At 78.5% G+C, this 25,065-nt stretch carries 18 protein-coding genes, 5 tRNA genes and 1 pseudogene; 9 read left to right on the forward strand and 15 right to left on the reverse strand.

All coding sequences use genetic code 11. The annotated features are described in order from the left end of the window. Nucleotides 1-160 precede the first annotated feature (160 nt). Nucleotides 161-748, forward strand: a complete 588-nt coding sequence (locus tag LO771_RS02180) for a CGNR zinc finger domain-containing protein (protein ID WP_230647748.1) — start codon at nucleotides 161-163, stop codon at nucleotides 746-748. Between the two features lie 128 nt (nucleotides 749-876). On the opposite strand, the gene LO771_RS02185 is transcribed toward LO771_RS02180, so the two are convergent. Beyond that, nucleotides 877-1,407 (reverse strand): hypothetical protein, encoded by a 531-nt coding sequence (locus LO771_RS02185; protein WP_230647750.1) that lies wholly within the window; start codon nucleotides 1,405-1,407, stop codon nucleotides 877-879. A gap of 239 nt (nucleotides 1,408-1,646) precedes the next feature. Between LO771_RS02185 and LO771_RS02190 the strand changes: the two genes are divergently transcribed. Further along, nucleotides 1,647-2,147 carry a DsbA family protein gene (locus LO771_RS02190; protein ID WP_230647753.1) on the forward strand — a complete coding sequence of 167 codons (501 nt, stop codon included), beginning with the start codon at nucleotides 1,647-1,649 and terminating at the stop codon, nucleotides 2,145-2,147. A gap of 56 nt (nucleotides 2,148-2,203) precedes the next feature. Here LO771_RS02190 and LO771_RS02195 read toward each other — a convergent pair whose 3' ends face one another. The 3 genes from LO771_RS02195 to LO771_RS02205 all read right to left on the reverse strand — a co-directional run bounded on the left by LO771_RS02195 (nucleotide 2,204) and on the right by LO771_RS02205 (nucleotide 5,228). After that, a complete protein-coding gene (locus LO771_RS02195; protein WP_230647756.1) occupies nucleotides 2,204-3,058 on the reverse strand; it encodes a GNAT family N-acetyltransferase in 855 nt (284 codons plus the stop codon). Nucleotides 3,059-3,223: 165 nt separating this feature from the next. Further along, nucleotides 3,224-4,048 (reverse strand): aminotransferase class IV, encoded by an 825-nt coding sequence (locus tag LO771_RS02200; protein ID WP_230647758.1) that lies wholly within the window; start codon nucleotides 4,046-4,048, stop codon nucleotides 3,224-3,226. Nucleotides 4,049-4,157: 109 nt separating this feature from the next. Next, nucleotides 4,158-5,228: a chorismate-binding protein gene (locus LO771_RS02205; protein WP_230647764.1), complete on the reverse strand. Its 1,071-nt coding sequence runs from the start codon at nucleotides 5,226-5,228 to the stop codon at nucleotides 4,158-4,160. A gap of 363 nt (nucleotides 5,229-5,591) precedes the next feature. Here LO771_RS02205 and LO771_RS02210 point away from each other — a divergent pair. The 5 genes from LO771_RS02210 (at nucleotide 5,592) to LO771_RS02230 (ending at nucleotide 6,117) form a co-directional block, all read left to right on the forward strand. Then, nucleotides 5,592-5,664 (forward strand) — tRNA-Gly (locus tag LO771_RS02210). Nucleotides 5,665-5,692: 28 nt separating this feature from the next. After that, nucleotides 5,693-5,766, forward strand: a tRNA-Cys gene (locus LO771_RS02215). A gap of 29 nt (nucleotides 5,767-5,795) precedes the next feature. Then, a tRNA-Val gene (locus LO771_RS02220) sits at nucleotides 5,796-5,867 on the forward strand. Between the two features lie 68 nt (nucleotides 5,868-5,935). Next, nucleotides 5,936-6,007: transfer RNA gene (locus LO771_RS02225), tRNA-Val, on the forward strand. 38 nt (nucleotides 6,008-6,045) lie between these two features. Next, a tRNA-Val gene (locus LO771_RS02230) sits at nucleotides 6,046-6,117 on the forward strand. A gap of 181 nt (nucleotides 6,118-6,298) precedes the next feature. Here LO771_RS02230 and LO771_RS02235 read toward each other — a convergent pair. From LO771_RS02235 to LO771_RS02245, 3 genes are all read right to left on the reverse strand, one after another. Next, entirely contained in the window at nucleotides 6,299-6,610 is a 312-nt protein-coding gene (locus LO771_RS02235) for a zf-TFIIB domain-containing protein (RefSeq protein WP_230647942.1), read from the reverse strand. A gap of 95 nt (nucleotides 6,611-6,705) precedes the next feature. Further along, nucleotides 6,706-7,743 (reverse strand): phosphotransferase, encoded by a 1,038-nt coding sequence (locus LO771_RS02240; protein WP_230647767.1) that lies wholly within the window; start codon nucleotides 7,741-7,743, stop codon nucleotides 6,706-6,708. Between the two features lie 176 nt (nucleotides 7,744-7,919). Beyond that, nucleotides 7,920-8,114: a hypothetical protein gene (locus LO771_RS02245; RefSeq protein ID WP_230647769.1), complete on the reverse strand. Its 195-nt coding sequence runs from the start codon at nucleotides 8,112-8,114 to the stop codon at nucleotides 7,920-7,922. A gap of 684 nt (nucleotides 8,115-8,798) precedes the next feature. Here LO771_RS02245 and LO771_RS02250 point away from each other — a divergent pair. Continuing rightward, a pseudogene (locus LO771_RS02250) lies at nucleotides 8,799-10,037 on the forward strand (protein kinase); the annotation flags it as partial. Nucleotides 10,038-10,854: 817 nt separating this feature from the next. Here the strand turns inward: LO771_RS02250 and LO771_RS02255 are convergent. From LO771_RS02255 to LO771_RS02285, 7 genes are all read right to left on the reverse strand, one after another. Next, nucleotides 10,855-12,186: a glutamate--cysteine ligase gene (locus LO771_RS02255; protein ID WP_230647775.1), complete on the reverse strand. Its 1,332-nt coding sequence runs from the start codon at nucleotides 12,184-12,186 to the stop codon at nucleotides 10,855-10,857. Nucleotides 12,187-12,365: 179 nt separating this feature from the next. Then, nucleotides 12,366-13,232, reverse strand: a complete 867-nt coding sequence (locus LO771_RS02260; protein WP_230647777.1) for an RNA methyltransferase — start codon at nucleotides 13,230-13,232, stop codon at nucleotides 12,366-12,368. A gap of 253 nt (nucleotides 13,233-13,485) precedes the next feature. Beyond that, nucleotides 13,486-14,514 (reverse strand): S66 peptidase family protein, encoded by a 1,029-nt coding sequence (locus LO771_RS02265; RefSeq protein WP_230647779.1) that lies wholly within the window; start codon nucleotides 14,512-14,514, stop codon nucleotides 13,486-13,488. A 52-nt stretch (nucleotides 14,515-14,566) separates the two neighbouring features. Beyond that, a complete protein-coding gene (gene cobA / locus LO771_RS02270) occupies nucleotides 14,567-15,793 on the reverse strand; it encodes a uroporphyrinogen-III C-methyltransferase (protein ID WP_230647781.1) in 1,227 nt (408 codons plus the stop codon). Nucleotides 15,794-16,010: 217 nt separating this feature from the next. Then, nucleotides 16,011-20,243, reverse strand: coding sequence for a nicotinate-nucleotide--dimethylbenzimidazole phosphoribosyltransferase (gene cobT, locus LO771_RS02275; protein ID WP_230647783.1), 4,233 nt, complete (start codon nucleotides 20,241-20,243; stop codon nucleotides 16,011-16,013). Nucleotides 20,244-20,955: 712 nt separating this feature from the next. Further along, nucleotides 20,956-22,251: a precorrin-6y C5,15-methyltransferase (decarboxylating) subunit CbiE gene (gene cbiE / locus LO771_RS02280; protein ID WP_230647785.1), complete on the reverse strand. Its 1,296-nt coding sequence runs from the start codon at nucleotides 22,249-22,251 to the stop codon at nucleotides 20,956-20,958. A gap of 205 nt (nucleotides 22,252-22,456) precedes the next feature. Beyond that, the gene (locus LO771_RS02285) at nucleotides 22,457-23,098 is read right to left on the reverse strand and encodes a GNAT family N-acetyltransferase (RefSeq protein WP_230647787.1); all 642 of its coding nucleotides are present in this window, start codon (nucleotides 23,096-23,098) and stop codon (nucleotides 22,457-22,459) included. Between the two features lie 264 nt (nucleotides 23,099-23,362). On the opposite strand from LO771_RS02285, the gene LO771_RS02290 reads away from it, so the two are divergent. After that, nucleotides 23,363-24,130, forward strand: coding sequence for a class I SAM-dependent methyltransferase (locus LO771_RS02290; protein WP_230647789.1), 768 nt, complete (start codon nucleotides 23,363-23,365; stop codon nucleotides 24,128-24,130). Nucleotides 24,131-24,200: 70 nt separating this feature from the next. On the opposite strand, the gene LO771_RS02295 is transcribed toward LO771_RS02290, so the two are convergent. Then, nucleotides 24,201-25,037 carry a MetQ/NlpA family ABC transporter substrate-binding protein gene (locus LO771_RS02295; RefSeq protein WP_230647791.1) on the reverse strand — a complete coding sequence of 279 codons (837 nt, stop codon included), beginning with the start codon at nucleotides 25,035-25,037 and terminating at the stop codon, nucleotides 24,201-24,203. Between the last annotated feature and the right edge of the window lie 28 nt (nucleotides 25,038-25,065).

The following is a 25,065-nucleotide window of genomic DNA, read 5'->3' on the forward strand; positions in this document are numbered from 1 at the left end:
ACCGTGCTCCCCGCACGGCGGCGGACCTGCCGCCCGGGCGCGCCGGGCCACCCGCCGGCCGGCGTCGTACGGGTAGAGTCGCGGCCACGGACGGGGGGCGACCGCGCCCGCCGCAACCCCGGCCCGCACCGGGCCCGGACGCCGAGCGAGGAGTCTCGACGTGCTGATCACCCATGACACCGAGTGCGCCCTGGGCATGCTCGTGGAACTCCTCAACACGTCCCCCGAGGCGTGCGGGCGCGAGGACCTGCCCGACCTGGCGGCGCTGCGCGACTTCGTGGTGCGGCGGGAGATCAGCGACGTCGGCCCGCTGGGCCAGGCGGACCTGGAGGCGGTGCGCGCCCTGCGGGAACGCCTCCGGGCGGTGTTCGCGGCCTCCTCGACCCGCGAGGCCTCCGACCTCGTGAACCGGCTGGTGGCCCAGGCCGGCACCACGCCCCGGCTGACCGACCACGACGGCCACGACTGGCACATGCACTACTTCGCCCCGGGCGCCGCCCTGGCCGACCACCTCGGCGCCGAGGGGGGCATGGCGCTGGCGTTCATCCTGGTCGCCGGGGAGCGCGAGCGGCTGCGCCGCTGCGAGGCGCCGGACTGCGCCCGGGTCTTCGTCGACCTCTCCCGCAACCGCTCCCGCCGCTACTGCGACAGCCGCACCTGCGGCAACCGGCTGCACGTCGCGGCGTACCGGGCCCGCCAGCGCTCCGCCGCCGAGGCGCCGGACGCCCTGGCCGCGCCCGCCCGCTGACCTGCAGGTCCCCGCGCGCGGCGCCGGGACCCCGGCAGGGCGGACCCGTCCGGTCGCCCGCCCGTTCCCGGGCGCCGTGGCGGTGCGGGCCGCCGCGTCCCGCGGGGACGGGACGGCGGACGGGGGGCTCAGATGCCGCGGCGGCGGAGGATCTCCTCGATCTCCGAGAAGTCCCCGAGGTCGTCCGTGCCGCCGGAGCCCGCCGGGCGGGACCCCGGCGCCTTCCCCGCCTCCGCGGACCGGGCGGGCTTCGCCGGCCGTCCGGGCTTCGCCGGACCGGCGCCGAGGGCCGGGGCCGACGAGGACGGCGGGGCGGCGGCACGCGGTGCCGCGGCGGGCACGGCGGACTCGGCGGCCGGTCCGCGGGCCGCGCGCCGGCGGGACACCGCGCGGGCGGCGGCGAGGAGCAGCAGCGACAGCGCGATCATGCCCAGGCCGGTCCAGACGCGCGGGCCGAGCACCAGGGCGGCCGCCCAGTCCCCGAGCGCCCGGCCGACGCGCCGGGCGACGGGCACCAGGCCGGAGAGGTACAGGCCGGCCGGCAGCAGGGCCACGGCGAGCCAGCGGACGGCGGCGGCGAACCGCCGCCGCACGGCGCACAGCAGCGCCACCGCCAGCCCGGCGGCGGAGAGGGCGTAGCAGAGCACCTCGGTCGTCACGTCCTCATCGTGCCCGCCCCGCGCCGCGGCAACCACGGCCCGGGGGTCCCGGACCCGGGATCCCGGACCTGTGACGTGGGACCTGTGACGCGGGACCCGCGAGCGGGACCTGTGCCACCGGGCCCGCACTGCCGGACCCGTGCCGCCGGACGGTCGCGCGGGGGCGCGGGGGCGCGGGCGCCGGGGGCGCGGCCCGCCTGCGGGCGGCGGCCCTCCCCGCCGGTGGGAGACTGGTCCCCATGACCGACGGAACCCTCCCCCGCCTCGAGTTCTGGTGCGAGCTGCAGTGCCCGGACTGCCGCACCGCCCTGGACGACGTCCGCGCCCTGCGGGCCGCCTACGGCGACGCGCTCACCGTGGAGCTGCGCCACTTCCCGCTGGAGAAGCACAAGCACGCGTTCGCCGCCGCCCAGGCGGCCGAGGAGGCGTTCGCCCAGGGGCGCGGGTGGTCCTTCGTGGAGGCGGTGCTGGCCCGGGTGGAGGAGCTCGACCGGCGCGGCGAGGAGCTGCTGCTCGACGTCGCCCGGGAGCTGGGCCTGGACGCCGAGGAGATGGACACCGCCCTCGTCGACGGCCGCCACATCCTGACCGTCGACGCGGACCACGCGGAGGGCAGGGCGATCGGCGTGACCGGCACCCCGACCTACGTGCTCGCGGGTGAGCGGATGGACGGCGGGAAGAGCCAGGAGGGGCTGCGCGAGCGGATCGCCGCCGTCCTGGACCGGCACCGCGCGGGCTGAGCCGCCGCACCCCCGCGCCGCGGGCCCCGGGGCACCCCGCCCCGGGGCCCGCGGCGTCAGGCCAGCGGCTTGCCGAGAGTGCGGCGGGTGGTCCGGTAGCCGAGGGAGGTGTACAGGCCGAGGGCAGCCGCGTTCCCCGCGAAGACGTTGAGCTCCAGGTCGTGGACGCCCGCCTCCGCGCAGCAGCGCTCGGCGAGCAGCATGAGGGCGCGCCCGTACCCGCGGCCGCGGGCGTGTGCGGCGACCTCGACGTCCAGGACCCAGGCGGGCCCGCCCGGATGTCCCGGCAGGCCGCCCAGCCGCAGCCAGAGGCCGCCGAGCGGTTCGGCGCCGGGCGGCGCGTCCTCCGGCACCAGGTGGCGCAGGACCGTGCCCGGCGTGTCCGGCCCGTCCGGCAGCAGCGCCCGGCAGTCCGCGGCGGCCTTGTGGCGGGCCTGCGCCTCGCTGAGGCCGGAGCCGGCCAGCGACGCGGCGTAGCCCTCCTGCTGGGCGGCCAGCCACGCCGGGAAGGCGTCCGCGGCGACGGGCCGCGCGGTGAGGCCCTCCGGCATCGGCGGGGGCGGCCCGGCGAGGTGCTTGGCCATGGTGCGGGAGCGCTCGCGGTAGCCCAGGGCCTCCGCCAGGCGCAGGGCGCCCCCGCACTCCTCGGGGACGGCCACGTCGACGCGGGTGCAGCCCCAACCGCGCAGCACCTCCTCGGCGGCCAGTGCGGCGACCGTGCCGCGCCCCCGCCGGCGGCCCTCGGCGACCTCCAGGCCGGCGATCTCCCCGAGGGGCCCGCCCGGTCCGGCGTGGGCTGCGGCGCGCAGGGAGCCGACCGGCCTGCCGTTGACGCACACGGCGTAGCGGCGGGTGCGGCCGCCGCCGGGCAGGGGCTCCTCGGGGCCGTCGGGGCGCAGCGTCGTCGTCATGGGGTGGGTCCTCCCGCCTCTCCGGATCGGCTGCCGCCGCCGCCGTGCCCGCAGGTGGTGCGGGTGGGCGGCGGACGCGGCCGAGGCTACCGCCGGGCGGGCGGCGCGGGTACCGGTTCCGGGTGCCGGTGCCCGGTACCGGTCACGGGCCCGTCCCGGGGCCCGTCACGGGTCGACGTCGTCCGCGCTGCGCTCGGCGAAGACGGCCATGGCCTTGGCGGCGACCGGGCCGGGCGCGCCCGGCAGGTCGCGGCCGTCGACGCGGTGCACGGCCTGGACGTCCCGCAGGGTCGAGGTCAGGAGGATCTCGTCGGCCTCCTGCAGCACCGACAGCGGCAGGTCGGCCTCCTCCGCGCCGAGCCACTCGGCGACCAGGGCGCGGGTGACGCCCGCCAGGCAGCCGGAGGTGAGCGGCGGCGTGAGCAGGCGGCCCCCGAGGACCACGAAGACGTTGGAGCCGGTGCCCTCGCAGAGCATGCCGGCGGTGTTCGCGAACAGGGCCTCGGAGGCGCCGCGCCGGTGGGCGTGGGCGAGGGCGACGACGTTCTCCGCGTACGAGGTGGTCTTCAGGCCGGCGACGGCGCTGTGCTCGTTGCGGGTCCACTCCACCGTGACCGCGGCGGTGGTGGCGGGTCGGGGCGAGGCGGGGCCGAGGGCGACGACCAGGGTGGGGGGCGCGTCGCCGCGGTCGGAGCCGAGCGGGGAGAGGCCGCCGGTGTAGGTGATCCGCAGGCGGCCCAGCGGCATCGGCTGCGCCCGGAGCACCTCGTCGCAGGCGCGGCGGACCAGGTCCTGGTCGGGCTCGGGCAGGCCGAGTCCGGCGGCGGAGCGGGCGAGCCGGTCCAGGTGGCGGGTGACGGCGAAGGCGCGCCCGTCGACGGCCTTGAGGGTCTCGAAGACGCCGTCGCCCACGGTGAGGCCGTGGTCCAGTACGGAGACGGCGGCCTCCGCGGGGTCCGCCAGGGAACCGTTGACCCAGATCATCGGCATGCACTCCTTCTCGGTGGGGCGGGCTTCTCGGTGGGGCGCGGCTTCTCGGTGGGGCCCGGTCGGACCCGGTCGGGCGCGGTGGGGCCGGTGCCCGGGTGCGGGCGCGTGGTCACGCCGGCTGCTCCGGCTCCGACGCTACAGCCAGCAGCCGGGCGGCCTTGAGCTCGGTCTCGTCCCACTCGCGGTCGGGGTCGGAGCCCCAGGTGATGCCCGCGCCGGTGCCGAAGCGGACGACGGGGGCGGCCGGGTCGGCGCGGTCGAGCCAGAAGGTGCGGATGCCGACGGCGAGCACCGCCTCGCCGCGGTCGGCGTCGACCCAGCCGACGGCGCCGCAGTACGGGCCGCGGGGGGCGGTCTCCAGGGCCTCGATGATCCGCAGCGCGCTGGACTTGGGCGCGCCGGTGACGGAGCCGGGCGGAAAGGTCGCGGCCAGCAGGTCGGACCAGCCGGCCCCCGGGCGCAGGGTGCCCTGCACGGTGGAGACGAGGTGGACGAGGCCGGGGTGCTTCTCCACCGCGCACAGGTCGGGGACGGTGACGCTGCCGGTGGCGCAGACGCGTCCGATGTCGTTGCGGACCAGGTCGACGATCATCACGTTCTCGGCGTGGTCCTTCTCCAGCAGGTCCGCCTCGGTGCGGCCGGTCCCCTTGATCGGGCCGGAGAGCACGGTGGCGCCGCTGCGGCGCAGGTACAGCTCGGGCGAGGCGGTGGCGACCTCGACGCCGTGGGCCGGGAGCCGGACCGTGCCCGCGTAGGGGGCGGGGTTGCCGCGGGCGAGGAGGCCGGTGAGGGCGTCGACGTCGGTCCGGGCGGGGTCGGGCAGCGGGGCGGAGAGGACTCGGCAGAGGTTGGCCTGGTACACCTCACCGGCCGCGATGTGCTCGCGGATGCGGCGGACGCCCGCGGTGTAGGCGGCACGGTCGAGGGAGCTGCGCCAGGCGGTGCGGGCCGGGCCGCGCCAGCCGGCGGTCGGCGGCGGGGCGGGGGCGGGGCGCACCTCGTCGAAGCGGGCGCAGGTGGTGCGGCCCTCGAAGTCCGCCACGACGGCCCAGAAGCCGGCCGAGTCCAGGGCCGCCGGGTCGTGCGTCACGTCGCGCAGGCCGGTGGCGACCCGGTCGCCGAAGCGCGCCAGGGGCGGCAGGCCGGGGGCGGCGGGGCGGCGGGGGGTGGTGCCGGACACGGTGGGTGCTCCTGCTGGGGACGGGGCTGGACGCGGTGGGACGGGACTGCGGGACGGGGCCCGAAGCGGTGGCGGGACGGGACTGCGGGTGCCGGCGACGGGTCGCGCGGCGCGGCCCGGGACGCGCCGCGCGGGGCGCGCCGGAACGGGCCGGGTCTGCGGAAGTGTAGGTCGCGGCGGGGACCGGGAGCCGTTGCGGGCGGGGCTGCTGTGGCTCCTGCGGCGGCTGTGACGCATGGGTACCGCCGCGGCAGGGCGCCACGCTGCGGATACGGAATTTGAGCTGGCGAAGGAATCCGCTAAAGTTCATGACGTCGCCGGGGAGCGGAGCCGCAGGAAGCGGGGAAGCCCACCGGAGATCATGCGGACGTGGCTCAGTTGGTAGAGCATCACCTTGCCAAGGTGAGGGTCGCGAGTTCGAATCTCGTCGTCCGCTCGGAGAAGGACCTCCGGGTCCTTCGCTCGGTGGAGTGGCCGAGAGGCGAGGCAACGGCCTGCAAAGCCGTCTACACGGGTTCAAATCCCGTCTCCACCTCCATGGGGCACCCGGTTCTCCGGGGACCTCAAGGGCGATTAGCTCAGCGGGAGAGCACTACCTTGACACGGTAGGGGTCACTGGTTCGATCCCAGTATCGCCCACCGGACCTCCGGGTCCGACGGTCGCGCCCCGGCGCGCACCACCCCGACGACCGGCACGCCGGCCGCCAGGACGATTAGCTCAGCGGGAGAGCACTACCTTGACACGGTAGGGGTCACTGGTTCAATCCCAGTATCGTCCACTCTGCACCAACCGTACGGCCGCTCCGGCGGGCGTCACGGGCGATTAGCTCAGCGGGAGAGCACTACCTTGACACGGTAGGGGTCACTGGTTCGATCCCAGTATCGCCCACCCACGGCAGACTTCGAGGCCGCCGTCCCACGGGACGGCGGCCTTCGTCGTGTCCGGACGTCCCCGGCGCTCCCCGACGCTCCGGGCCCCGCGGTCCGGCGGCGGCCGGCCGGTGCCGCCGGGCGGGAGGCCCGGCGGCAGCCGGGCGGCAACCGGGTGGCGGGCCGTCAGGGACGGCGCGTCACGACGAGAAGAGCATGTGGGCGAAGCCCTTGTGCCCGTGGTGGCCGTACCCGTGGCCGCCGTGGTGCCCGCCGTGGTGCGGGGCTCCCCAGGCGGGGGCGGCGTGGCCGTAGCCGGCCGGCGGGGCGGGCGGCATCGGCGCGGCCGGGGGCGGCGGCGCCTGCTGGGACCAGCGGGCCTCCATCGCGGTCAGCGACTCCAGCTCCCCGTAGTCGAGGAAGACGCCCCGGCAGTTGTCGCACTGCTCGATGTGCACCCCGTGGCGGTCGTAGGTGCGCATGGTGCCACGGCACTTGGGACACTGGTACATCTCGCTCATCCCCTCATCTCCGGGGCCCGCGTCCGGCGGGCCCCCGTCTCGCGGGCGGCCGCCGGCGCACGCGGCGCACGGCGGCGGAAGCCACCCTACTGACCGGGCGCCGGGGCGGTCCCGGCGATCCGGGCGCAGGCGTCGAGCACGAGCCGCTCGACCTCGTCGGGCTCCCGGCCCTCGCGGGCCGCGCGGACCAGTGCGAGCGCGGCGAGCTGCACGACCAGCGCCCTCGCCGGGACCTCCAGCACCTCCCCGGGGTCGGCGGGGCCGTCCGGCAGCGCGGGCCCGCCGGCGCCGCGGTAGGCGGCGAGGAAGCGCTGCCAGGGGCCGGGGGGCAGCAGGCCGGCGGCGTACCAGGCCGCGGGGCGGGCGAGGTCCCAGGCGGGGTCGCCCCGGCCCAGGTCGTCGACGTCGATGAGCCGCCAGCCCCGGTGCGGGTCGCCGGGCGGCGCGCCCGGCAGGCGGACCAGCTGGCCCAGGTGCAGGTCGCCGTGGACCAGCCGGGGCGCGGGGTGCGCCGGGGGCTCGGCGGCCCCCCGGGCCCAGGCGGGCAGCGTGGCGCAGGCCGCCCGGACGGCGGCGGCGCCGGCCGGGTGGGTACCGGCGGCGGCGTCCAGCCGGCGCAGGGCGGCGGCCACCTTCGCGGGGCCGCCCATGGGCGGCAGGCCGGGCGGGGGCGGGACCGCGTGGAGGCGGGCGGCCAGGGCGCCGGCCTGCTCCCAGGGGGCCAGCTCCGGGGCGTCCGGTGCCACCGGCCGGCCCGCGGGCCAGGCGGTGACCAGGAGGCCGCCGGCCTCCGCCAGGAACCGGCCGGAGACCGGTACGGGGAGCGGCGGGAGCAGCACGGTGCGCAGGGCGGGCCCGGCCGCGGCGTCCAGCCGGGCCTCCAGGGCCGCCCGGACGGTGCCGGGGGCGTGGGCCTTGAGGACGGTCGCGCCGAAGCGCAGCACGGTGCCGTCGGGGCGGTCCGCGAGCACCTGCGGGACGGCGTCCCGGTCGGCGGGCGGCAGCAGGGCGCGGCCGGCCGACCGCAGGAGGGCGTCGGCCCGCGAGGGGTGCGGGGCGTCCGCACGGGGGCGGGCGCCGGGAGGGGGGTCCGCGGCGGGCGGGTCCGGGGCGGGCAGGTCCATGGCGGACGAGTCAAGCACGTCCGCGGCGGAGGGTGGCCGCCGCGTCCGGACGCCCTCACCGGCGTCCGGACGCGGGGCCACCGTACGGCCGGTGCGGTGCGCGTCGCCCGCCCGTCCGCGTGTCCCACGCGAACGCGCACCGCGCTCCGGCCGGCGCCGCTCCCCTGCCCCGGGGATCAGCGCCCGATCATGGCGGCGACGGACTGGGCCTGGACCACCACCTGGTGCCAGCCGCCGAAGGCCACGGCCAGCAGGGCGGCGACGGGCGCCGCGATCGCGACCGCCACCAGCGGGTGGCGGGTCTCGCCCGCGGGGCGGGCGTGGACCGGCGTCCAGCGGCGCCGCACCGGCCCTCCGAACTGCACGGCCATGGCCCTGGCTCCTCGTCTGCCCTGTCGTCTTTCCTGCGGGTGGTGATGGTGCTGCGGGGAGTGCTCCCGCGGGCAGCGGCACGGGTCGGCGTGCCGCTGCCCGGGGCGTCCGGTCCGGCGCGGTGGACGGTGCACCTCGGGGGACGAGCGTCCCGTCCACCGCTGGTCACCACCGTAGGCGCGGCGGGGGCGCCCGGTCCTCATGCCCGCGTACCGTCCTTGCGGCATCCCGGAGGATGACGCCGGGGCTGAAGGCGTACTACCAGAGGCGGAGGCCGCGCCTCCGCCACCCCGGGACAACCCCGAGAACGACCCCGAGACGGCTGCGCGCCGCCCCTCCGTCACGGCTCCCACCTGCGAACTCCCCACCCCGTGAGCATGACTGACGCCCCGTCGGGAGGTCCCTGCCCCCGACGGCCGCGGCGACACCATGGTGGAGGGCCGCACGCCCGTTGTCTCCCGGTTTTCCGCGGCGCGCCTCCGGTCCCGGGAGCGGCCGGCCTCCGGGCCCGGGAGCGGTCGGCCGCCGGGCCCGGGAGCGGCCGCCCGGCGGGGCCCCCGGCGCGGGATCCCGGCGCCCGTACGTGCGTTGCGTGTCGGCACACCGCTGCGGGCAGTCCGTAAGCTGTCCCGGAAGAGGTCAGGCGAGGCCCCGGTGCGGGGGATTGAGGCGGCGGGAAGCGAATGGCGTTGATGCGGCTCCGGCGAGAGGATCCGCGCGTCGTCGGCTCCTACCGGCTGCACCGGAGGCTGGGCACCGGCGGCATGGGGGTCGTGTACCTCGGCTCCGACCGGCGCGGGCAGCGCGTCGCCCTCAAGCTGATCCGCGCCGAGCTGGCCGGCGACCCGGAGTTCCGCACCCGCTTCGCGCGCGAGGTCGCCGCCGCCTCCCGGATCCGGGGCGGCTGCACCGTCCGGCTCGTCGCCGCCGACATCGACGCGGAGCGGCCGTGGCTGGCGACCGCGTACGTGCCCGGCCCGTCGCTGTACAAGCGGGTCGGCGACGAGGGGCCGCTGCCGTGGCACGAGGTGGCGTCCGTCGGCTCGGCGCTCGCCGAGGGCCTGGTCCACGTGCACGAGGCCGGGGTGGTCCACCGCGACCTGAAGCCCTCCAACATCCTGCTCTCGCCGAAGGGCCCGCGGATCATCGACTTCGGCATCGCGTGGTCGCTGGGCGCCAGCACGCTCACGCACGTGGGCACCGCCGTCGGCTCACCCGGCTTCCTCGCCCCCGAGCAGGTGCGCGGTGCGCCGGTGACCCCGGCGACCGACGTCTTCGCCCTCGGCGCGACGCTGGCGTACGCGGCCTGCGGCGACTCGCCCTTCGGCGCCGGCACCTCCGAGGTGATGCTCTACCGGGTGGTGCACGAGGAGCCGGACCTGTCGGGGGTGCCCGGACCGCTGGCGCCGCTGATCCGGGCCTGCCTGGCCAAGGAGCCGGCCGACCGCCCGGGGACGGTCCAGCTGTACGAGCGGCTGCGGGAGCTGGCGGCCCGCGGCGCCGCGGGCCGCGCCGCGGCCGGGGACGGCGCGGCCGCGGCCGACGGACGGGCCCCCGCCGGGGAGCGGCGGCCGCCGCGCCGGCCGTCCGGGGCGGCGCGCCCCGCCCCGCAGCGGCGGCCCGCCGGCCAGCCGCCGACCGCCCCGATGCCGCACGGCGCTGGCCAGCACGGCCCGGCCCAGCACGGCTCCGGGGCCGGAGGGCACCACTCCGCCCCGCCCGGCGGCGCCCGCACCGGCGGGCGGCCCCGGCCGTCCGCCGACCGCCAGCGCACCCCGGCGCCGGGACGGACCGCACCGGGCCGGACCGGGCCGGGCCGGACCGCGCCCGAGCGGCGCCGGCTGCTGCGCCAGCGGCTGGTCGTCTTCGTCACGGTGACGGCGGGGGTGGCCCTCGCCATCGCGGCGGCCCAGGGCTGCCGCGACCGCAACGGCCTGGGCATGCCCAGGCCGCAGGACGTCCGCACGGGCTTCCACCAGTCGGTCGACCGGGCGGGCGGCGCGGCGGGCGGCGCGGCGGCCGTGGCACCGGCCCCCGCCGCCTCCCGGCCGGCGGCCGGTGCGGCCGCCGACGGCGCGCTGGCGGCGTCCGCGGACGCCCCGCCCGGGGTGGACTGGGCCAACCGCAGCTACCCGGACCCGGGCGAGGGCCCGGCCATCCGGCTGCGCGACGGGCGGGCCGCGCCCGGCGGCGCCCGGGTCACGCTGACCACCGTGCTGTCCGCCCGCTACCGGGGCGCCCCGGCCGCGGTGGTCGTGCTCAACCGCACCGAGGGGTCCGTGCCGGTGGACCTGGTCGAGCTCTTCGGCTTCTCCGGAGGCTCCCCGGTGCTGCTGGCCGCCCGGTCCTCCGCGGCGGACCCGCGGGCGGCCGCCGTCTGGCGGATCACGGGCGGGGCGCTGATCCGCGAGGAGCGGGTCCCGGGCGCGCAGGGCAGTACGGCCACCCGCTACACCGTGCGGGGCGACGGCACCCTGGAGGAGTCCTGGCCCGGCGCGGGGGGCGTGGGCACGGGCGGCGGGGACTGAACCCCGGGGGACTGAACCCCGGGGGACGGGCTCCCGGCGGGCGGGTCCGCGGGCGGATGCGCGGCGGGCGGATGCGCGGGCAGCTCCTCCGGCGGACCTGAGGGCGGGTGCGCGGGCGGCGGCCGGGCCTGCGGGCGCAGACGAAGCGGCCTCCGCGCCGGGCGCCGTGTCCCGGGGGGGCGGTGCGGAGGCCTCGTCACCGCCCGCCGCGTCACCCGCCCGCCGCGGCCTCCGTACCGTCCGCGGGCTCCGTGGCGTCCGTCGACTCCGCCAGGGCGCGCACCACGTCGCGGAGGTCGCCGCGGCGGTCGAAGGCGGCGCGCTGCCGGACGGCCCCGCCGCCGCGCCGGAGGACGCCCGCCAGCAGGGCGGCGACGGCACGGTGGTCCCCCGCCGCCTCCAGGCCGGGGCGGGCGCGGCGGACCAGGCCCTCCAGCAGGTCCACGGCCGGGCGCAGGCGGCACGCCAGCGGGTCCAGGCCGAGGCCCGCCAGCCCGTCGCGGGCGGCGCGCCAGTGGGCGGCGCGGAGCAGTTCGCCGGGGACGGCGGGCGCGGTCCGCCCGGCGCGGACCTCGGCCAGCAGCGTCGCGCACAGGCTCCGGACGAGGGCTGCGACGAGGACCACCGTGTCCAGGTCGTCGTTGGCGTCCGCGACGCGGACCTCGACCGTCGGGTACCGCTCGGAGAGGCGGGCGTGCCAGTAGACCATCCTGCGGTCGAGCAGCATCCCCGAGTCCACGAGGGCGTCGACCAGGTCGTCGTAGGCCTTCGCGGAGGCGAACAGGGGCGCCGGGCCCGTGCCGGGCCAGCGGCCCCAGACCAGGGCCCGGGTGCTGGCGTAGCCCGCGTCCAGGCCGTGGCGGAACGGGGAGTTGGCGGCCAGCGCCTCCAGGACCGGCAGCCAGGGCCGCAGCCCGTTGCCGACCTGCACGGCCTCGTCGCGGTCCTCGATGCCGACGTGCACGTGGAGCCCGCAGACCCCCTCGGCCTGGCCCCGGGCGATCGGCCCGAACCGGTGCACCATCCGGCGGTAGCGGGGGTCGTCGGTGACGTCCACCTCCGCCGCGGCGGCCAGAACGGCGGTGCCGCAGGCCACCGGCAGGCAGCCCTCCTCCCGGGCCGCGGCCGCGATGCCGCGGCGCAGGCGCGCGAGGTCGGCGCGGAGGTCGGGCAGGGCGGTGCACGGCACGCTCGCGGTCTCCACCTGGGTGGGGAACAGCTCCGCCTGGATCCGGCCCGGCGCGAAGCGGCCGGCCGCCCGGCCGATGACCTCCGGGCCGTAGGGGACCGCGCGCCCGGCGCCGGGGACGACCAGCAGGAACTCCTCCTCGACCCCGACCGTGGGGACGGGGACGCCGCGGCCCGGTGACGGCCGGGACGCCCGGCCCTGGGCGGGGCGGCGGGCGGCTGGGCGGGGTGCGGTGGTCAGGGCGGCTCCGTCCGCGCGGTCGGCGGGGTCCGCTCCCCGCTCCGGGAAGGGGAGCGTCCCCGCACCGCCGCCGCGCCACGCGGGGGGCGCCGCACCGCCGCCCCGTCGGCCCACGCGGGCGGGGGCCGTCCGTGGGAGCCGGGGCGCACGGCGGGTCGGGGCCGGGGCGGGTCGGGGCCGGGGCGGGCGTCGCCCCGCCCGGCCGGTGCGGGCAGGTGCGCGCCGGTACGGGCAGGTGCAGGCCGGTACGGGCAGGTACGGGCATGTGCAGGCCGGTGCGGGCGGACCGGCCGCTACCGGGCCCGGCGCTCCGGGGCCAGGGCGTAGAAGGCCACGGCCGAGGCCGCCGCGACGTTGAGGGAGTCCACTCCCCCGCCCATCGGGATGGTCACGGAGAGGTCGGCGGCCGCGACCGTCGCCCGCCGCAGGCCGTCGCCCTCGGTGCCGAAGACCAGGGCGAGCCGGGGGCAGCGGCGGGCGGCGAGCTCGTCGAGGCCGACCGCGTCCTCGTCGAGGGTGAGCGCGGCCGTGGTGTAGCCGGCGTCGCGCAGGGTCCGCATGCCCTCGGGCCAGGGGTCGATACGGGTCCACGGCACCTGGAAGACGGTCCCCATGGAGACCTTGACCGCCCGGCGGTAGAGCGGGTCGGCGCAGCGGGGGGTGAGGAGGACCGCGTCGACGCCGAGGGCGGCGGCGTTGCGGAAGGCGGCGCCGATGTTGGCGTGGTCGACGATGTCCTCGAAGACGGCGACGCGGCGCGGGGCGGCGGCCGGCTGCCCGTCCGGGACGGGTGCGGCGGCGCCGGCGGTGCCCGCGAGCAGGGCGGCCGCGTCGGGCAGGGCGCGGCGCTGCATGGAGGCGAGGGCGCCGCGGTGCACGTGGTACCCGGTGACGGCCTCGGCGACGGCGGGGGCGACCTCGTACACGGGGGCGTCGGCGGCGTCGATGACGTCGCGCATCACCGCGGTCCACTTGGGGGTGAGCATCATGGACCGCATGCGGTAGCCGGCGGCCAGCGCCCGGCGGACGACCTTCTCCCCCTCGGCGATGAAGAGGCCCTCGGCGGGCTCGCGGCGGCGCCGCAGCTCGACGTCGGTGAGGGAGGTGTAGTCGCCCAGGCGCGGGTCCGCCGGGTCCTCGACGGTGATGATCTCAGCCACGGGAACGATCCTGCCTGCTGCGGCGCCGCGGGCCCAAACCGGCCCGGGGAGGGGACCCGCGGACGGCTCCCCCGCGTGCCCGGTCCCCGTGGGCGCCGGAGCGGGCGACGACGGTCGGGGCGGTCACCCGGTCCGGGCACGGGCAGCGCGCAGGTTCGGCAGGGCGCCCCTGCCGCCTGCGGCGGACGCGGGCAGGGCCGGTCCGCGGTCCGGCGTGCCGGCAGCCCCGGGGCCGCCCTCCGTCCCCAGGGCGTCAGTCCAGCGTCTGCACCAGTTCACGGCGGGTCGCGGTGTGGACGAGACGGCCCCGGGCCCCGTTGACGAGGGGCAGGTGCGGCGGGACATGGCCGCACTCGACGTCGGCGACGATCGGCACCCCCAGCGGTCCGAGGGCGTCCAGCACGGCTTCGTGCTGGGTGAGCGAGTCCTGGTCGGGCGCCCGGGTGCGACCGACGAGGACGGCGTTGGCGGCGTCGAAGAACCCGGCGAGGCGCATCCCGTGGAGATTGCGGCAGATCGTGAAGGCGTCGTCGCCGAACGCCTCCACGTAGACGATCAGCCCCTCGGGCGCGTGGGCGCGGGCGAACGCGGTGACGTCCCCGTAGGGCGTGCCCGCCACGTTGCACAGTGTCTCGATGCAGCCGCCGATGAGGCGCCCCCGGACCTCCACGTCGCCGTCGCCGTCCAGCCTGGTCCACGTGCCGGGGGTGTCCAGCGTGTACTCGTCCACCTGCGGGAAGAGCCGGTAGTCGGCCCAGCCCGAGGACGGGTGGCGGCCCGGCGGGGTCTGGGCGAACCGGCTTCCCGCCGGCAGGGCCGCGATGTCCAGCCACGACAGCAGCCCGTCGGGCACGCGGTAGGGGGTGTCCATGAGGTTGTTGCCGTGCAGGGTGGCGGCCCCGGTGAGGAGCGTCAGCGGGGTGAGCAGGGTCGACATGTCCGAGAACCCGACGAGCCAGGTGGGCTCGGCCGCACGCAGCCGGTCCCAGTCGAGCAGGGGCAGCAGGTCGATCGCGGTCTCCCCTCCCCACGGGGGGACCACCGCGGCGATCCCGGGGTCGGCCAGCAGCTCCGTCAGCTCGGCCGCACGGTCCGCCGCGGGGGCGCTGACGTGTCCGGAGCCGTCCATGCAGCGGCCGACGACCACCTCGTAGCCGCGGGCCTCCACCGCGCGGACCGCCAGCCGCAGGCGCTCGTGCAGCTCGTCGCCGACCCCGCTCGACGGGGAGGTGACGGCGATGCGGTCGCCGGGACGCAGGGGGCGCGGGTATCGGATCGGCATGGCGGGAGTCTGGCACGAAGGCCCTCCCGGCCGCCTGCCCGGTTCCCGCGGGTCAGCCCGCGTGGACGGAGACGACGTCGCCGACGACGACCACCGCGGGCGGGCGGACGTCCTCGGCCGCGACGACGGCGGCGACGGTGGCGAGGGTGGCGTCGACGCGGCGCTGGGCCGCCGTGGTGCCCTCCTGGACGACGGCGACGGGGGTGTCGGCCGCCCGCCCGTGGGCCATCAGGGTGTCGGCGATCGCCCCGATCCGCTCCACGGCCATCAGCAGGACCAGGGTGCCGCGCATCCGGGCGGCGGCCTCCCAGTCCACGAGGGAGCGCGGGTCGTCCGGGGCGACGTGGCCGGAGACGACGGTGAACTCGTGGGTGATCCCGCGGTGGGTGACCGGGATGCCGGCGGCGGCGGGGACGCTGATGGAGCTGGAGATGCCGGGGACGACGGTGACCGGCACGCCGGCCTCGGCGCAGGCGATGACCTCCTCCATGCCGCGGCCGAAGACGTACGGGTCGCCGCCCTTGAGGCGGACGACGAACCGGCCGGCCTTCGCGTGCTCCAGCAGGGTGCGGTTGATGGCCTCCTGGGCCATCGCGCGGCCGTAGGGGATCTTGGAGGCGTCGATCACCTCGACGTGCGGCGGCAGCTCGGCAATCAGCTCCCGGGGGGCGAGGCGGTCGGCGACGACCACGTCGGCGTCGGCCAGCAGGCGGCGGCCGCGGACGGTGATCAGGTCGGGGTCGCCGGGGCCGCCGCCGACCAGGGCGACGCCGACGGCGCGCTCGCGGTGGTGGCGAGCGCTCAGCGAGCCGTCGCGCAGGCCCTCGACGACGGCGTTGCGCAGGGCGGCGGAGCGGCGGGGGTCGCCGGAGAGGACGGCGACGGTGACCGAGCCGTCCCGGCCGGTGGCGGGGGTCCAGGCGGTGGCGGCGGACGCGTCGTCGGCGCGGGCGCAGAAGACGCGGCGCTCCTCGGCCTCGGCACTGACGGCGGCGTTGACGGCGGGGTCGTCGGTGGCGACCAGGGCGTACCAGGCGCCGTCGAGGTCGCCGGGGGCGTAGCCGCGGTCGTGCCAGACGACCTCCCCCGCGTCGGCCATGGCCTGCACGGCGGGCGTGGTCGCGGGCGATATGAGGTGCACGTCGGCGCCGGCCGCGATGAGGGCGGGCAGCCGCCGCTGGGCGACCTGGCCGCCGCCGACGACGACGGTGCGGCGGCCCTCCAGGCGGAGGCCGACCGGGTAGGGGGTCACGTCGGGGCGGGGTGCGGGCGCGGCCATGGCGTGCTCCTGTGCGGGGCTCGTACGGACGGGGTGGGATGCGGGGGGTGCGGAGGGGTGCGGGGATGCGGCTCCGCAGCCGGTGCGCCCTCGGACCGGCTGCGGAGCGGGTGGTGCGGTGGTGCGGCGACCGGGGCGGTGCCCCGGCCGGGGTACCGACCGGGGTGCCGGCCGGGGCCCGGCCGGTGTCCCGGTCAGGCCCCGGCCGGTGTCCCGGTCAGTGCTTCTCGGTGACCCCGGCGGAGTCGAACGTGGCTACATCGTGCATCGCCCGGGCCGCGGACTGCACCAGCGGCAGCGCGAGCAGTGCGCCGGTGCCCTCGCCGAGCCGCAGGTCGAGGTCGACCAGCGGGCGCAGGCCGAGCTTGGCGAGCGCCGCCTTGTGGCCGGGCTCGGCCGAGCGGTGGCCGGCGATGCAGGCCGCGAGGACCTCCGGGGCGATCGCCTTGGCCGCCAGGGCCGCGGCGCCCGCGTTGATCCCGTCCAGGATGACCGGGGTGCGCAGCGAGGCGGCGCCGAGGAGGAGGCCGGCGAGGGCGGCGTGCTCCAGGCCGCCGACGGCGGCGAGGACGCCCACCGGGTCGCCCGGGTCGGGCCGGTGCAGCTCCAGCGCCCGGCGGACGACGTCGACCTTGCGGGCGTGCGTCTCGTCGTCGATGCCGGTGCCGCGACCGGTGACCTCGGCCGGGTCGGTGCCGGTGAAGACCGAGATCAGGGCGGCTGCGGCCGTGGTGTTGGCGATGCCCATGTCGCCGGTGACGATCGCCTTGTTGCCCGCCGCGACCAGGTCGCGGGCGGTCTCGATGCCGACCTCGACCGCCCGCAGGGCCTCCTCGCGGCTCATCGCGGGTCCGGTGGTCATGTCGGCGGTGCCGGGGCGGACCTTGCGCGGCAGCAGGCCGGTGGTGCGGCCCTCCTGGACCGGCGCGGGCAGCTCGGAGGCGACGCCGACGTCGACCACGCACACCTCGGCGCCGACCTGGGCGGCGAAGGCGTTGACCACCGCTCCCCCGGCGAGGAAGTTGCCCACCATCTGCGCGGTGACCTCCTGCGGCCAGGGGGTGACCCCCTGGGCGTGCACGCCGTGGTCGCCGGCGAAGACCGCCACACAGGCGGGCTCCGGGATCGGCGGCGGGCACTTGCGGGAGAGGCCGCACAGCTGGGCGGAGATTATCTCCAGCATCCCGAGGGAGCCGGCGGGCTTGGTCATCCGCTTCTGGCGGTCCCACGCCTCGCCGAGCGCCTTGGCGTCGAGCGGGCGGATGCCGCGCAGGGTCTCGTCGAGCACGCTGTGCGGGTCCTCGCCGGGCAGGGCCCGGTTGCCGTACTGCTCCTCGTGCACGACCCAGGACAGCGGGCGCTTCCTGGCCCAGCCGGCCTGCTGGAGCTCCGGCTCGTCCGGGAAGGAGTCGACGTAGCCGACGCAGAGGTAGGCCACCACGTCGAGGTGGTCGGGCAGGCCGAGCTCGCGGACCATCTCGCGCTCATCGAAGAAGGACACCCAGCCGACGCCCAGGCCCTCGGCGCGGGCGGCGAGCCACAGGTTCTCCACGGCGAGGGCGGCCGAGTACGGCGCCATCTGGGGCTGGGTGTGGCGGCCCAGGGTGTGGCGGCCGCCGCGGGTGCGGTCGGCGGTGACGACGATGTTGACCGGGGTCTCGAGGATCGCCTCGATCTTGATCGACTTGAACTGCTTGGCGCGGCCCTTGGGCAGCGAGGCGGCGTAGGCGTCGCGCTGGCGCTCGGCGAGCTCGTGCATCCGCCGGCGGGTCTTGGCCGAGCGGATCACGACGAAGTCCCACGGCTGCGAGTGGCCGACGCTGGGGGCGGTGTGGGCGGCCTCCAGGACCCGGATCAGCACCTCGTGCGGGATGGGGTCCGGGCGGAAGCCGTTGCGGACGTCGCGGCGCTCGCGCATCACGCGGTGCACGGCGTCGCGCATGGACTCCTCGTAGCCGGGCGCGGCCGGGCCCTGGGGCAGGTCGGGGCCGGACTGGATCTCGGGCTGCACGTCGGGTTGGGCCTCGGTCTCGGCGGCGGCCTCGGGCCGGGGCTCGGGCACGGACTGCGGTTCGGGCTGGGGTTCGGGCTGGGGTTCGGGCGCGGGCTCGGGCAGGACCTCGGCAGCCGGAACGGCCTCGGGGACGGCCTCGGCACCGTGGGGTTCCGCCTGCTCGGGCACGTCGACGGCCTGCTCGGCGGAGGCCGCCGCGGGCTCGGGCCGGGGCTCGGACTCGGGCTCGGGGAGGGCCTGGGGGGCCTGTCCGGCGACGGGCCCGGTTCCGGCGGCCTGGTCGGCGGCGTCCCCGGCGGGGGCCTCCTGGACGGCCTGCTGCACGGGGGCGGCACCCTCGGCGAGGGCGTCGACGGGGTCCGCTGCGACGGCACCGGGGACAGCGGCCTGCTCGACGGGCTCCGGGTGCCCGGCGACCGCCTCCTGCGGTACCGCGGCGGCCTCCGCCGTACCGGGACCTGCGGGCCCGACCGGCTCGGCGGGCCCGACCGGCTCGGCGGACCCGGCGGCGGGCGACTCCTCCGCCGGCGCCCCGCCGGGCACGACGGGGGCGGCGGCCTGCTCGGGGGCCTCGGGCCCGACGACGGCCTCGGGCCCGGCGACGACCTCGGGCCCGGGCTCGGCGGCGGCCGCCTCGGGGGCGGCCTCCGGGAGAGCGGAACCGGCGGCCGCGCCCTCGACGGCGGCGTCCTCCTGCAGCACCGGGGCGTCGGCGGCGGGGGCACCGGACTCTCCGTCCGCGGCACCTCCGGCCGCGGACTCCGGTGCGGCCGCCGCGGAGGCGTCCGGCATCCCCGCCCCGGCGTCCGGGACGGCCGGGTCGGCGTCGGCGGCCTCCTCGGGCAGGCCGGGCGCGGGCGGCACGGCGAGGAACGCCGCGATCCTGCTGGGGGGGCCGTCCGAGGACCGGGCGGGAGCCGGGATCAGGGTGGCCTCGGGGAGGCCGGAGACGGCGGTGGCGTTCTCGGGCGGGAGCGCCTGCGCGGGCGGGGTGGCAGAGGCGTCCTGGAGCTGTGGCGCGGTGTTCACTGCGACCGCCTGGGCCGCGGGCTCCTGCGCCACCGGCGCCGTCGGGGAAGGGGCGGGGGCGGGCACGGCTGCCGCGGGGGTGTCCTGGGGTGCGGCGTGGCCGGGCCCGGCCTCCGCCGGAACGGCGGTGGCCTGCTCGGCGACGGCTGCCCGGGGCACCGCGACGGGCTCGGCGGTCACGGGCTCGGCGGTCACAGGCGCGGGCGCGGGCTCGGACTCGGCGGCGGGTGCCTGCACCGCCGCCTGCTCCGCCGCCACGTCCTGCGCGGGCACCGCCTCCTGCACGGGGGCCTGCGGGGCCGCCGCCTCGTCGGCAGGGGCCTCCTGGACAGGGGCCTCCTGGACCGCAGCCGGCTCGACCGCCGGGACCTCGGAGGCCTCGGGGGCCACGAGCTGCACCGACTGCTCCGGTGCGGGCGCGGGCGCGGACTCGGCGGCGGGTGCCTGCACCGCCGCCTGCTCCGCCGCCACGTCCTGCGCGGGCACCGCCTCCTGCACCGGGCCGTCCTGGGCCCCGGGCTCCTGAACCGCCGTCGGCTCGGCCGCCGGCGCCTCGGCCGCCACCGGTTCGGGGGCCTGCACCGGCTGGACCGGCTGCACCGGCACGGCGACCGCGGGGGCCCCGGGCTGCTGGGGCGGGGCCAGCCGGACGCCGTAGCCCTGGGTGTCCCCCGCGGAGGGTCCCCGGTCGGCGAGCGAGCGGACGGGGACCTGACCGGTCATCAGGGACGGGTCGGGGATGGGCGGTCCGGCGTGCAGCGGACGCCGGACCGCCGCGGCGGCGGCCGCCGCGGACTGCGGCGCCACCGGCGGCTGGGGCACCACCGGGGCCTGCGGCTGCGGCTGCGGCGGGGCGACCGTGAAGGGACCGTGCTCGGGGACCGGGGCCGGTGCCGGTGCGGCGGGGGCCTGACCCGGGGCCGCCTGCAGGGCGGCGGCGGCGTCGACCGCCGCCTGGACCGCGGCCTCCGGCGGCGCCAGCGGCGGCCAGGACGGGGCGACGGGGGTGCCCGCGGCGTGCGCGGCGGCCTCCTCGGTGGTGACGGTGCGCAGCGGGATGGTCTCCGCCGGCATGCCGTGCACGGCCGGGTCGGCGGGCATCGGGGTGCCGTGGGCCGGGGTGGGCTCGCGCAGGGCGGCCTCGCTCCAGGAGCCCTGCGGACCGGGCATGAGGAGGAGGTCGTCCTCCTCGTCCAGCTGGTCGGGCTGGTCGAGGAAGGTGAAGGCGGGCCGCAGCCCGGCGTCGTGCGCGGCGGCCTCGGGGCCCGGGCCGAAGGGGTCGGGACGGAAACCGGCGCCCGCCGTCTCCGCAGGGCCGCCGACCGGCTGGTACGCCGGGTCGTGACCTGCCTCGGAGAGCGGGTGCTCCGGCAGTCCCTCGCCCGGGACGTGGCCGGTATCGGTCATCTCAGAAACTCCTTCCAGGGCCGCGTAGGCGTCCTCGGCGTCGCGGTCGCCGACCGCGGCGTCCGACCGCGCGGGGCCGGGCCGGGTCGGCCCCGCCCCGTCGCGTGTGACCGGCGGCCGCGCAGGCACGGCAGCCGTGGTCCCGTCCGGTCCTCCGCTCCGTGGCGGCCCGGCCGACGCCGGCCCGCCACCACAACAACGACGGACCGGGGGCAACCGGCACGACCGCCCCCTGACATCGGGGCATTCTTCCGGCCCGGGCCGCCCGGCGGCACGCGTGGACGCGATCACCCGGTGTGGGCTCCGCCACGTCATGGTCGGGATCCGGGATCACCGGTTCCTGGCCGCCGCACCGCCGCGGAGACAACCGCACGTCACCCTACCGGCCGGGGCGGACACCCGGTCGGGGTGGTGCCCATTCCCGGACGGTGTGACCGCGTTCGCCCGGATCGCGCACACCGGGCCGGGACCGTCAGCCGCCTCCCCGTGCCCGTCCGGCCCTTCCCCTCCCCGCCCTTCCCCGCTCCGCCCGGCCCGTCCCCTGCCCGTCCCCGGTCCGGTCCGTGGCGCGCACCGGGCCCCGGGCCCACCGGACCGGGACGTCCGGAGCCCACGGGTCAGGCGGTCCGGCCGGGGCGGGCCTGCAGGCAGCCGGGCGGGCGGAGGGCCGGGCGGACGGACGGGCCGGCCGGGCGGACGGGCCGGCGGTCCGTCAGGCCGGGCGCTCGCCCCAGAGCAGCAGGACCGGCGCCGAGGGCGCCGGGGCGTGCCCGCCGCCGAGGGCGGGGTCCTCGGCCGGTTCCAGCGCGGAGGCGTGCAGCAGCGTGCCCCCGGTGCGGTAGCCGGCGGCGGCGAAGGCCCGGCGGAACCCCTCGGCCTCCGCGAGGGTCCGGGGCACGGCCACCAGGCGCTCGGGGCGGCGGGCGAGGCAGGCGGCGACCGTGGCGGCATCGCCGTGCTCGACGGCGACGACGTCGGGTTCGGGCAGTTCGCCCAGCACCTCGGGTGCGTCGCCGTGGACCACCTCGACCTCGACGCCGTAGCGGCGGGCGTTGACGGCGGTCCGGCCGCAGGCGTCGGCGTCGGCGTCCACGGCGACCACGGCGGCGCCGAAGCGGGCGGCCTCCACGGCGAGGGAGCCGCTGCCGGCGCCGACGGACCAGAGCAGGTCGCCCGGCCGCGGCCCGAGGCGGGCGAGGACCAGCGCGCGGGCCTCGGCGGGCAGGGCGGGGGTGTCCGGCGCGGGGGGCCCGCCGGCTTCGGGGGCGGGGGCGGCGCCGGTGACGCCGACCGGGCGGTCGGCGGCGGCGTACGCCTCCCCGTCCAGGGCCCAGCCGCGGACCGTCCCGGGGAAGTCGACCGGGCGGCCGGCGAGCCAGCCGGCGGCCTCGGTGGCGGGGCGGGTGGCGCCGCCGACCACGATCACCACGTTGGGGTCGCGCCAGACGTGGTCGGGCACCCGGTCGGAGGTCAGCACGCTGATCTCCTCGTCCGGGGTGCCGAGGGCCTCGCACACCACGAAGGTGCGGTGCACGTCGCGGAGCATCAGGGCGAGCTCGGTGGGCCCGGCGCCGGGGGCGGTGAGGACGGCGACCTTGGGGTGGGCGCGGCAGACGTTGGCGGCACGGCGCAGCCGGCGGCCGTGGGCGCTGACGACCTGGGCGTCGTCCCAGGGCATGCCGGCGCGGGCGAAGGCCGCGGCGACGGAGGAGACGGCGGGCAGGACCTCCAGCTCCAGGCCGAACTCGGGCCTGCGCAGGGTGCGGACCACGCCGAAGAAGCCGGGGTCCCCCTCGGCGACGACGACGGCGGCGCCGCGGTGGTCGGCGATGCGGCGGGCCGCGAGTTCGACGCTGCCGAGCGCCATCCGCTCGGCGCCCTGCGGCAGGTCGAGCGCGGCGAGCTGGTAGGGCGCCCCCGCGACCAGGGTGGCCGCCCCCAGCGCCGCCCGCGCCGCCTCCGTGAGCGGAGTGCCGTCCCACCCGATGACCGTGACCCGGTCAGCCATTCCGGCTGTTCTCCTCGCTGTCCGTGTGCGCCTGGGGACCGGCCCGGGACGTGCGCCCGGGGAACCGGTCCGCGGGGATCCGTCCGCGCTCCGGGGTCCCCCTGCCCCCGGCGGCCGGCGGCACGCCCGCGGACCGCCCCGGGGGGCGGGCGGCGCGTGCCCGCGAGGAGCGTACAGGCCGGGACGGGGAGGTCCGGCGGCCGCCTCAGATCCTGGTCGCCCTGCGGTCGTCGGCCGGGCGGCCGGGGGTGCGGGGGGCGGGGATCTCGAGGTCCTCCGGGAGCAGGCTCCACACGATGAGGTCGGTGCGGACCTCCTCGTCGGTGCCGTCGCCGGGCTCGCCGCCGCGGACGGTCCCGGCGCTGCGCAGGACGCCCTCGCTGATGCAGCCGGTCTTCTGGGCGACCTGCTGGGCGGCGGTGTTGCCGGCGGCGGTGCGCAGTTCCAGGCGCTCGAAGCCGCGGTCCTCGAAGAGCCACTGGGCGACGCCGAGCAGCGCCTCGGGGGCGTAGCCCTCGCCGCGGGCCCAGGGCGAGGTGACGAAGGCCGCCTCCGTGGTGCGCAGCCGCCAGTCGGTCTGCTGGAGGCGGACGACGCCGACCAGGCGCTGGGTGAGGTTCTCGGTGACGGCGAAGGCGATGCCGCGGCCGCGGGCCCGGTCCTCGGGGGCGGTGGTGCGGATCCAGGTGCGGGCGTGGTGCTCGGTGTACGGGTGGGGGACGGGGGTCCAGCAGCGGACGGCCTCGTCGTCCATCGTCCCGGCGAGGGCGGGGGCGTCCTCCTCCTCGAAGGGGCGCAGCAGCAGCCTTTCGGTGCTGATGGCGGTCTCGGGGAAGGTGGATGCCATGGCCGTCTCTCCTCGCCGGGTGGTGCACACACGGTACGCCCCGCGTCCCGGTGGGCGGGGCGGCGGCGACACGGCGATCATGCTCCACGGGCCGGGGCGCCGTCACCACGGACGCGGCGCGGATACAGCAGCATGCAGCATCTCCCGGGCCGGTGCAGCGGGTTGGGCCCGCCGGGCGGCCGCCGGCGGGGCGCGGCGCGGGGCCGGACGCCCGTCGCACGCCGTTCGGGTGGCGTCCACCTGCGGCTGATAGCGTCAGGGGGCGTGACGGTTCACCAGGCGGCGGGGACGGGATACCAGCGGGCGGCGGACGCGTACGAGCGGTCCCGGCCGTCCTATCCGCTGCCGGCGCTCCGCGGACTCGCCGACGCGGTGGGCCTGGAGCCCGGCCGCACGGTGGTCGACCTGGGCGCCGGCACGGGGAAGTTCACCCGGCTGCTGGCGCTGACCGGGGCCCGGGTGGTGGCGCTGGAGCCGGTGGCGGCGATGCGCGGGCGGCTGGCGGAGCTGCTGCCCGGCGTGGAGGTCGGGAGCGGCACGGCGGAGGCCACGGGCCTGCCGGACGCCTCGGCGGACGTGGTGGTGGCCGCGCAGGCGTGGCACTGGTTCCGGCAGGAGGAGGCGCTGGCGGAGGTGGAGCGGGTGCTGCGGCCCGGCGGGTCGCTGGCCCTGGTGTGGAACACCTTCGACGACTCGGTGCCCTGGGTGCGGGACTTCCAGCGGATCTACTTCGGCCGCGCCCCCGAGGACCTGCCGAGCCACCTGGACGGCCGGTGGCGGACGCTGCTGGAGGCGCGGCCGGGCTGGTCCCCGGTGGAGGAGCTGCACCTGCCCAACCCGCACCCGGTGACGCGGGAGGGCGTGCTGGAGCGGATGGCGTCCAGCAGCATCATCGCGGCGCTGGACGCCGCGGAGCAGGAGCGGGTGCGGGCGGAGGTCGACGCGGTGCTGCGGGCGCACCCGCAGACCCGCGACGGCGACCGCGTCGAACTCCCCTACACCACCGACGTGTACTGGACCCGCCGGGCCTGAGCCCCGCGCGGGGGCCCGGGCCCGGCGTCCCCGCGCACCGGCTGACGGAGCGCCACGAGGTCCGGACGGCTCAGAAGGCCGGGACGACGGAGCCCTGGAAGGTGTCCTGGATGTACTTCCTCACCTCGGGCGAGTGGAGCAGCTCGGCGAGCTTCCGCACGCGGGGGTCGTTCTCGTTCCCCTTCTTCACGGCGAGGATGTTGGCGTAGGGGTTGCCCTCGGCCTTCTCCAGGACGACGGCGTCGGTGGCGGGGCGGAGGCCCGCGTCGAGGGCGTAGTTGCCGTTGACGACGGCGGCGTCCACGTCGCCGAGGGAGCGGGGCAGCTGGGCGGCCTCCAGCTCCTTCCACCTGAGGTTCTTCGGGTTGCCGGTGACGTCGCGGACGGTGGCGGTGGTGCCGGCGCCGGCCCTGAGGGTGATGACGCCGTTGTCGGCGAGGAGCCTGAGGGCGCGGCCCTCGTTGGTGGCGTCGTTGGGGACGGCGACGGTGGCCCCGGCGGGCAGGTCGGCGACCTTGCGGACCTTCTTCGAGTACAGGCCCAGCGGCTCCAGGTGGACGGACTCCACGGCGACGACGTCGGTGCCGCGCTGCTTGTCGAAGTCGTCCAGGTAGGGCCGGTGCTGGAAGAAGTTGGCGTCGGCCGAGCCGTCCTGCACGGCGGTGTTGGGGGTCACGTAGTCGGTGACCTCCTTGACCTCGAGCTTCAGGCCGGCCTTGGCGGCCAGGTGGTCCCTGACGTAGTCGAGGATGCGGGCGTGCGGGGTGGGACTGGCGGCGACGACCAGCGCGCGGTCGGCAGCGGCGGCGGAGCCGGACGACGAGGAGTCGCTGCCGCAGGCGGCCGTGGCCAGGGCGAGGGCGCCCGCGGTGAGGGTGGTGGCGGTGAGCTTGACGGCGTTGCGCACGAAGAGTGCCTTTCTCCATGGACCGGCG

This window comes from Streptacidiphilus sp. ASG 303, assembly GCF_020991365.1.
Lineage (GTDB): Bacteria > Actinomycetota > Actinomycetes > Streptomycetales > Streptomycetaceae > Peterkaempfera.

Bases quoted from the DNA above. Each gene is read 5' to 3' on its own strand.
- LO771_RS02190 (WP_230647753.1), top strand. From the start codon at position 1,647: ATGACCGACGGAACCCTCCCCCGCCTCGAGTTCTGGTGCGAGCTGCAG.
- LO771_RS02195 (WP_230647756.1), bottom strand. From the start codon at position 3,058: ATGACGACGACGCTGCGCCCCGACGGCCCCGAGGAGCCCCTGCCCGGC.
- LO771_RS02200 (WP_230647758.1), bottom strand. From the start codon at position 4,048: ATGCCGATGATCTGGGTCAACGGTTCCCTGGCGGACCCCGCGGAGGCC.
- LO771_RS02235 (WP_230647942.1), bottom strand. From the start codon at position 6,610: ATGTACCAGTGTCCCAAGTGCCGTGGCACCATGCGCACCTACGACCGC.
- LO771_RS02240 (WP_230647767.1), bottom strand. From the start codon at position 7,743: ATGGACCTGCCCGCCCCGGACCCGCCCGCCGCGGACCCCCCTCCCGGC.
- LO771_RS02245 (WP_230647769.1), bottom strand. From the start codon at position 8,114: ATGGCCGTGCAGTTCGGAGGGCCGGTGCGGCGCCGCTGGACGCCGGTC.
- LO771_RS02265 (WP_230647779.1), bottom strand. From the start codon at position 14,514: ATGCCGATCCGATACCCGCGCCCCCTGCGTCCCGGCGACCGCATCGCC.
- cobA (WP_230647781.1), bottom strand. From the start codon at position 15,793: ATGGCCGCGCCCGCACCCCGCCCCGACGTGACCCCCTACCCGGTCGGC.
- cobT (WP_230647783.1), bottom strand. From the start codon at position 20,243: ATGACCGATACCGGCCACGTCCCGGGCGAGGGACTGCCGGAGCACCCG.
- cbiE (WP_230647785.1), bottom strand. From the start codon at position 22,251: ATGGCTGACCGGGTCACGGTCATCGGGTGGGACGGCACTCCGCTCACG.
- LO771_RS02285 (WP_230647787.1), bottom strand. From the start codon at position 23,098: ATGGCATCCACCTTCCCCGAGACCGCCATCAGCACCGAAAGGCTGCTG.